Genomic DNA, 8,017 nt, shown 5'->3' on the forward strand with positions numbered 1-8,017 from the left:
GGGCTCAGCGGCGCCTTCCGCGCTTTATCTTGAGCTCCTCGAACCGGGGGGCGTCGCCGTCGCGGACCCGCTGCCAGGCCCTGCGGTACAGGTCGGCGGCGGGCTGGACCGGCACGAGCGGGACGCTGGAGCTCCCGTCCAGATCGAACAGGGGGAGCTTCCACTGTTCCAGCGGAAGGCGTGGCGTCCGCAGCTCCGTCCAGCCGCCGGGCAGGAACAGCGCGCGCCCGGCGCGCGCCCGGCTGGCTCCGACGACGAGGTCGGTGGCGGCCAGCTCGGCGCGGGCCTCCTTGAGCCGGGCGGGCTTCCAGCCCGTCCACCGGGCGAGGTTGCGGTCGGTCGGGTCCGGCATGGCCAGCAGCGTCAGATATACGGCCGCGGCGTCCTCGCCGAGGCCGTGCTCCTTCGCCACTTCGACGACCAGGTCGGGCACCGACCGGGTGGGGTCCTGCGGCCACCACGTCCCGGCCGCGTCCCGCTCCCCCTCCACCGGGTCGCCCGGATCGGCCAGGAGTGCCTCGAAGCGCGGGTCGCGGGCGGTGCGCAGCGCGGTCACGGCCGGGAACGACCCCTCGGAACCGATCAGGGCGCGCAGGTAGGGGTCGTCGCCGGCCGCGTCCAGCAGAGCCGTGCGGACGCCCGGGGCCGGGCGGTGGTCGTAGGTGGCCATGATGACGGCGCCGTATCTCTCGTAGCCCTCGCCGATCTCGGTGGGGGCTCCGGCGACCTTCCGGAACTCGGGCAGGTCGACGTAGCGTCCGAGGTCGAGCACCAGCTCCGGGCCGGCCAGCCGGTCGCGGACCGCGGCCAGCGTGCCCGGCAGGGCGGCACGGATCGGGTCCCCGGCGGGGAGCCGGTGGGCGAGCCAGCCCGCCGTGACGACGGCCATGACGAGCGTGCTCGCGGTGAACCCGGCGGACTCACCGTCGACGGGGCGGACCCGGTCGCCGTCGACCCGCCAGACCAGGTCCCGGTTCAGCTCCGGCGTGGCGGCCGGGTCGGCGAGGGCGCGCAGCGCCCGGCCCGCGTCCCATCCCGTCCGCACCGCGCGGGCCGCCTCGCCGAGCAGCCATTCGGGGATCGCCGCCTGCCGCCCCACCGCGCTGTTCCACACCTCCGCCGCGCCGGCCACGTCCGGGCCGTCCGTCCAGAGCCGGGCGGGGTCCTCGGGCAGCAGCGCCGCGACGACCGCACGCCGGGCGGCGACGCTCACCTTGCGCAGCTCGTCCCTGGCGATGACGGCATCGGTGATCTTCACCCCGAGCGTGGCCCGCGCCTCCTTGCTGAGGAAGCTCCGCTCGTAGGTGTCCACGTACGGCAGGCCGGCCACGATCAGCCGGGCGGTCGTCGAGGAGACGCCGGTGAGCCGGGCGAACTCCTCGGCGGCCTCGGGCCGCCAGGGCGCCTGGCCCCGCTCGGCCAGCTCGGTGAGGAACGCCTCCAGCCAGCCCGCCCGCCGGGCGTCGCCGACGGGAGAGGAGGACCAGACGGTGTAGGGGCGGGGAACCTCGAACCGGCCGGCCGGGTCGTGGAACAGCGCCGTCCACACGCAGCCGGAGTCGTCCGGGGACGACCGGCTCACGAAGGCGATGAGCGCGCCGTCGCCCAGCGGCAGCGCCCCGAGCCACGTGCCGTGGCGGAAGTCGCCGTCGACCGTGGGCAGGTGGTGTCCGTCGAGGTGCAGCGTCATCTGGCGCCATCGGGAGGGGTCGGCCGCGGTGGGCAGCCCGAGGTCGCGCAGTTCACACAGGAGCCCGTGCAGTGCGGTGCGGTGTTCCTCCTCGATCGCCACCGCCGCGGCCCGGAACGCCAGGGCGGCGGCGTGGTCGAGCAGGGGGACCCAGCTCAGGGCCGCGGGCTGCCACTCCGGCAGGTCGAGGTGGAGGCGGTCCGGGGCCGCCTCCGGGGGATCGGCCGCCAGCGCCCGGCCGATCGACTGGATCTGCCGGAAGGCGCTGTCCAGGTCCTGGCGGTACCACGAGCGGCCGTCGGAGACGCCGAGGCCGCTGAGCGCCTGGTCGAGCAGCCGGTCCACGGGACCGGTGGGCGACTCCTCCCGGTGGCCGCCGGCGAGCGCCTCGGAGAGGCGGGCCTCGACGGCGTGGAACTCGGCCTGCCGGGCTGCGGCGAAGCGCACGATCCCGGCGATGCCGGCCACTAGCGCCTCATGGCTCACCTGCGGCAGGATGGCCCGGATCCGCGTCCGCAGCTTCTCCTCCCCGATCTCACCCCTGATGCCGGCCGCTTCCAGCAGGGCCACCGAGGTGTCCCGGTCCGTGCGGCGCAGCAGCGCGGAGCCCTCGGGGTCCCTCGGCCGGAGGCAGTGCCAGTAGCGCGGCGGCGGCAGGATGAGCGTGCCGACGGCGAAGGGGCCGGGGGCGGCGTCCGTCTTGGCCACAGCCGTGACGACGCCGTCCGGGTCGACCAGGTCGACCTGGTAGCCGCCGTTCTTCACGACGGCCCGGGGCCGGTCGTCCCCGGGGAACGTCAGCGCGCGCAGCGGGGCTCCGGAACCGTCCGCCACGGTCACGGCGCGTCCGGAGAGGTCCTCACCGCGCATCGATCCGTCGGGCAGCCGCACCACCCGCCAGCCGAACAGGCCGTCCACCGAGGTGCCGACAGGGGTGGGCTCGTCCGAAGGAGCGGGCAGCAGCCAGCCCGACCGGAACGTGCTGCCCGCCGGGGCGGTGCGGAGCGCGTCGGCGAGGAAACCGGGCAGGCCCTTCCTGCCCTGCTCCCCGCTGATCGGGTCGTATTCGTACCATCCGGTGCTCTCGTGATCCGATCTGTCCCAGGTCCACGCCCAGAAGGAGGTGCCGTCGGTGATCACCGACCGCTCGTCGGGCAGGGTGGTGTCTCCCGGGTGCAGCACCCCCAGGCCGGTGGTCCGCCCACCGCCGGGCAGCGGCAGGGTGACCGGATCGTCGCCGTGATACCAGTTCATGCGCGTCCCGCGGGTGCTGCCACCCCCCTCCAGCGGCTGGATCCGGTCGGCGGAGGTGTGCCAGTATCCGCGCATCCCGTCGAGCTGCCGGGAGTACCAGTAGACGAGCAGCTCGCCGTCCACGTAGTGGTAGCCGTGGTCGCTGCTCCAGGTGTCCCCGCTCGGGACGCGCAGGTCGTGGGTGAGCACGGTGCCCTCGGCGCCGAGCACCCGGACCTGCGAGGACCCCGCGACGATCAGATGCGGCCAGGCGTCGGCGACGACGAGGTCGTCGACGTCCTTCCTCGGCACGAGGGTCTCGGCCGCCTCATCCCAGGCCGGCCAGCCCAGTTCGTCGAACAGCCCGGCCCGGAGCGTCCGGGTGAGCACCAGCGCGACGTCCGTCCCGGCCGCCTGGCGTACCTCCTCCTCGGCCAGGACCAGCGCCTCGCCCGGCAGCCAGGACAGCCGCCGCATGGCGTCGGGCAGCTCCGGCAGTCCGGCGGCCGACGACCGCAGGGCCACCTTCCGCATCCATTCGGCGAGCATCGGCCGCCCTCCGGGGGACCGCGCCAGGAGGCGGACGGCCCGCAGGCCGTCCGCGTCGTGGTCGAACCCGTCGGCCCCGCGCTGGAAGGCGGGCCGGAAGCGGGGGTCGGCGGCCAGGGCGAGCAGATCGCGCTGGCCGGTGCCCTCCGCCCAGTGCTCCAGGTGCAGCCCCCGCTGCTCAACGGGATCGGCCACGGGGACGTCCAGGGCGAGCAGCAGGTCCAGCAGGTCGACGTCGTAGTCGGCCGACAGCGCCGTGCGGCCGGGATCGGCGAGTTCGGCCCGCAGCCGGTCGGCCACCCGCTCCACCAGCGCGTACAGCCCGGGCAGGCGCGGCGGAAGCCCCCAGGCGTGGTTACGCGCCTGCAGGAACCTGTCGAGCCAGCCCGCGGTGCCGTCGGCGGGCCGCTCCCGCTCCGGCACCTCGCCGCCGGCCAGACCGGCGGCGGCGCCGGACTCCTCGATCACCTCCAGCCACACGCCCGCCAGCTCCTTGTCCCTGGCCTGCGGCATGATGTTCAGCAGCGTCCCACGGACCTCGGGCTCCCGCCGGCCCAGCGACGCGATCGCCGCACTGTGGGCCTTCCACCAGCCCGTCACGGCCCGCTGGGTGGCCGGCAGGCCGAGCAGCTCGGCCAGGTATGCCTGTTCCTCCCGGTCGGCGTCCGCGCCGGCGGCCCTGGCGAGCTTGCGCAGATCGCTCGCCATCTGCGCCGACGGCGGCAGCCCTCCGGCGGTGCGCCGCACGCACAGCCGCGTGAACCGGCGCAGCGCCTCGTCCGCGGGCAGCCGGCCGGCCAGGTCCTTGGCGTATCCGGAGAGCACCTTGACCGACAGCGCCCCCGCGAGCGCGAACTCCAGGAACACCGCGTCGAGCCGGTCGTCGTCCACCGCGAGCCCGTGCTCGGCCTCGGCCTTGCGCGCGTGGGCGAACATCTGCGCGGCGTAGGTGGAGTTCTCCACGGCCAGGAACACCCGGCCGGCCTGCTCGTAGAAGGTGGGCAGGAAGTGCGGGACGGCGGCGGCCAGCTGGCCGGCGAGCTGCTGGTAGGCGTCCAGCGCGGCCTTCGGCTTGGACTTCGCCTGCCGGGCCGTGCGCTCCAGCTCGGGCACGACGGCGAGCGCGTGATGGCCGTCCTCGGGGTGGTTGACCAGCACCCATTCCGGGAAGCCGAGGGAGCGCCGGGAGCCCAGCCCGACGACGGCGGGCTCACCGTCCGGCTCCAGGCCCAGGAAGCCCGCCGCCAGGTCCTCGGCCGTGCCGAGCTCCCCGGCGACCAGGCGGACGACCACCCGGCCGTCCAGCCCGGGGTGACGGTAGCGCCGGGCGGTCAGCGGCACCGCCCGCTCACCGGCCCCCTCGGTGTCCGGCGGCAGCACCGCTCCGGCCTTCAGCAGCTCCTCGGCCCTGGCCTCCGCCGGCGACATGTCCTCGCTCACGCGTCCTTCCCCTCCTCGACCTGGCGCCCGGCGTAGAGCGCCGCGGCCATCCGCATCCCCTCCGACCAGGCCACCGGGCCGACCTCACGCAACCGGAGCGTTCTGCCGTCCTGGTCGTGCCAGGTGAGGCTGCCCGTCGTCATCTCGTCGTCCCAGTACGGCTCGCCGATCCACACGGCCGCCTCCGCGATCCGTCCGGCGTCGCGGACCCGGCACGTGGCGTAGCCTCCCGACACCCGGTAGCCGAGTGAGGTGGCCCGGGCGGCCAGAGCGAACCGGGAGGCGTATCCGCCCCCGGCGAACTCCGTCACGTCGGTCGCCTTCTCCCCGAGGTCGGCGGGCTTGCGCCAGGTGGCGCGGTGGATCTGCTCGACCTTCTGGACCACGCCCAGCTCGGCGGCGAACTCCCGGAGGTCGTCCAGCTCGGGCAGGAGCACGGGGTGCGGCAGGGTCACTGTTCGCGGGGACAGCCGGACGGTCTCGCCGTCCAGGTTCACCACCCGCAGCTGCCCGGAGTCGGTGGCGTCCCGCAGGAAGCCGACCTCGTCGGGGTCGTCACCGACCACGGCCAGGTCGCGCAGGGCCGACTGCCACGCCTCGTCCGGCCACACGTGGGCCAGCAGTCCGGTCGGGACGGGCAGGGACGACACCATCCAGACGTCCACCTGCGCCACGCACGCGGCGGCGTGCCGGTCGAGCCACTCGGCGAAGCGGCGCAGCCGGTCCACCTCGGGGTGCTCCTGCAACGCCTTGGGCAGCGATTTCAGCTGCCGCCCCGCCGCCCTGCCGGAGGTGGCTCTCGCCGCGACCCGACCATCTATGAGGGCGACCTCGTACCCGTCGCCCGCCGTCAGCCAACCCAACGCTCCGCCTTCCGCCGTCCATGACCGGTTGAGTTCGGCGGGGGTTTTCAGCCCCTGCCGCCGTGTTGCGCGGAACGCTAGCGATCACGACCGACAAATGCATCATGTGCCTTCCGTCCCATGGCCGAGGCGCCGGCCGCGCGGCCGCGGTCGAGCGTCGGTCGAGCGGCCGCGCGACCCTCTCGAGAGACTTCCGTGCCTGGTTTTGCGGGGACTTGGCGATGAACTTGCCTGTCACTCAAAGTGGCGCATATCTTCGGCTAATACGCATTACCTGCCGATGGGACACCACGGGACGTGACCGCCTCCAACCGCCGCCTCACCCAGCAGGACATCGCCCGGATGGCCGGAGTGAGCCAGACCACGGTGTCGCTGGTCCTCAACAACCGGGCGGACGCCGACACGCGGATCTCCCCGGAGACGCGCGAGCGCGTGCTGCGGGCGATCAGGCAGACCGGATACGTCGCCGACCCCGCCGCGCGACGGCTCGCCGACCGGCGCAACCGCATCCTGGGCGTGTTCACCTACGAGGCGGTCTTCCCGGCCGAGGACGCCGATTTCTACCACCCGTTCCTGCTCGGCATCGAGGAGCGCGCCGAGGAGGCGGGCTGCGACCTGCTGCTGTTCACCGGCGCCGGGGCGGCGGGCGGGCGGCGGCGGATCTTCAACGGCGACAGCCGGGTACGGCTGGCCGACGGATGCCTGCTCCTGGGCCGCAACGTCGACCGCGACGACCTGGCCCGGCTGCTGTCGGAGGGCGTCCCGTTCGTGTCCGTCGGCCGCCGTGACGACGCGGGCGCGCCGGTGCCGTACGTGGGCGCCGACTACCTCCCGGCGGTGCGGGCGCTCGTCGAGCGCGCCGTGCGGCTCGGACACCGGCGGCTGGCCTACGTCGGTCCCGGGACGGGCGCCGAGTCCTCGGCCGACCGCCTGCGCGGGTTCCGCGGAGCGGTGGCCGCCGCCGGCGTCGACGGGATCCGGGTGCCGACGGCCGACCGGACTCCGGACGGCCTCCTCGACGAGCTGGCCGGGGCTGGAGCGACGGCGGCCTTCGTCGAGGAGTGGGCCGACGGCCTCGCGGTCGCGCGGGCGGCCCGGGAGCGGGGCGTCGCGGTCCCCGGCGAGCTGTCGCTCCTCGCGCTCGGCGCCCCCACGCGCCCCGCCCGCCTCGACTTCACCGGGTTCCGCATCCCCCGGCGCGAGATGGGCCGCAGGGCCGTCGAGCTGCTGGCCGAGGTGCTGGAGAGCGGCGGGACCCCACAGGAACTGCTCCCCTGCGAGCTGGTCGACGGCGCCACACTGGCCCCGGCCGGAGACTGAACCGAAATGACAGGAGAGACCCTCTCGTGGTCGAGACATCTGCAGACGCGGTGATCGTCGGCGGTGGCCTGGGCGGCGTCGCCGCCGCACTGGCCCTGCTACGGGCCGGCCGTACGGTGATCCTCAGTGAGGAACACGACTGGCTGGGCGGCCAGCTGACCAGCCAGGCCGTGCCGCCGGACGAGCACCCCTGGGTGGAGCGGTTCGGCGTCACCGCGAGCTACCGGGCGCTGCGCGACGGCATCCGGCGCTACTACCGGCAGCACTACCCCCTGACCGGGCGGTCCCGCGACTGGCGGCACCTCAACCCGGGTGCGGGCCACGTGAGCCGGCTCTGCCACGAGCCCCGGGTCGCGGTCGCGGTGATCGAGGCGATGCTGGCGCCCTACCGGGGCTCGGGGCGGCTGCGGGTCCTGCAGCCCTACCGGCCGGTGGACGCCCAGGTCGACGGCGACACGGTGACCGCCGTGGAGCTGGAGCACCGGCACGGAGGCGGCCGGATCACCGTGCGCGCGCCGTACGTCCTGGACGCCACCGAGACCGGCGAGCTGCTGCCGCTGACCGGCACCGAGTACGTCACGGGGTCGGAGTCGCAGGCCGAGACCGGCGAGCCGAGCGCGCCCGCGCAGGCGCGGCCGCTGAACATGCAGGCCGTCTCGGTGTGCTTCGCGATCGACCACGTCGACGGGGACCACACCATCGACAGGCCCGCCTCCTACGGCTTCTGGCGCGCCTACCAGCCTCCTTTCTGGGGTGACCGGCTGCTGTCCTGGCGGTGCCCGAAGCCCCAGACGCTGGAGATCGTGGAACGTTCCTTCACCCCCAACCCCGACGACGACCCCCTGCTGATGGACGCCGACCAGCGGCACAGCGAGGGGGACCTCAACCTGTGGACCTTCCGCCGGATCGCCGCCCGCCGCAA

4 protein-coding genes are annotated in these 8,017 nt (G+C 74.6%); 2 read left to right on the forward strand and 2 right to left on the reverse strand.

Annotation, left to right across the window (positions count from 1 at the left end):
- Positions 1-4: 4 nt before the first annotated feature.
- Both ACWDS7_RS44205 and ACWDS7_RS44210 read right to left on the reverse strand, forming a co-directional pair.
- Positions 5-4,912: a DNA-binding protein gene (locus ACWDS7_RS44205; protein ID WP_451934174.1), complete on the reverse strand. Its 4,908-nt coding sequence runs from the start codon at positions 4,910-4,912 to the stop codon at positions 5-7.
- Positions 4,909-5,775, reverse strand: a complete 867-nt coding sequence (locus ACWDS7_RS44210; RefSeq protein WP_451934175.1) for a DUF4132 domain-containing protein — start codon at positions 5,773-5,775, stop codon at positions 4,909-4,911. The genes ACWDS7_RS44205 and ACWDS7_RS44210 overlap by 4 nt, the downstream gene beginning before the upstream one ends.
- Before the next feature lie 297 nt (positions 5,776-6,072).
- On the opposite strand from ACWDS7_RS44210, the gene ACWDS7_RS44215 reads away from it, so the two are divergent.
- On the forward strand, positions 6,073-7,095 hold the full coding sequence (locus tag ACWDS7_RS44215; RefSeq protein WP_451934176.1) for a LacI family DNA-binding transcriptional regulator: 1,023 nt from the start codon (positions 6,073-6,075) through the stop codon (positions 7,093-7,095).
- A gap of 26 nt (positions 7,096-7,121) precedes the next feature.
- Positions 7,122-8,017: FAD-dependent oxidoreductase (locus ACWDS7_RS44220; RefSeq protein ID WP_451934177.1), on the forward strand; the 896-nt coding region annotated here is incomplete at its 3' end.

It is taken from the genome of Streptosporangium sp. NPDC003464 (genome assembly GCF_053588315.1).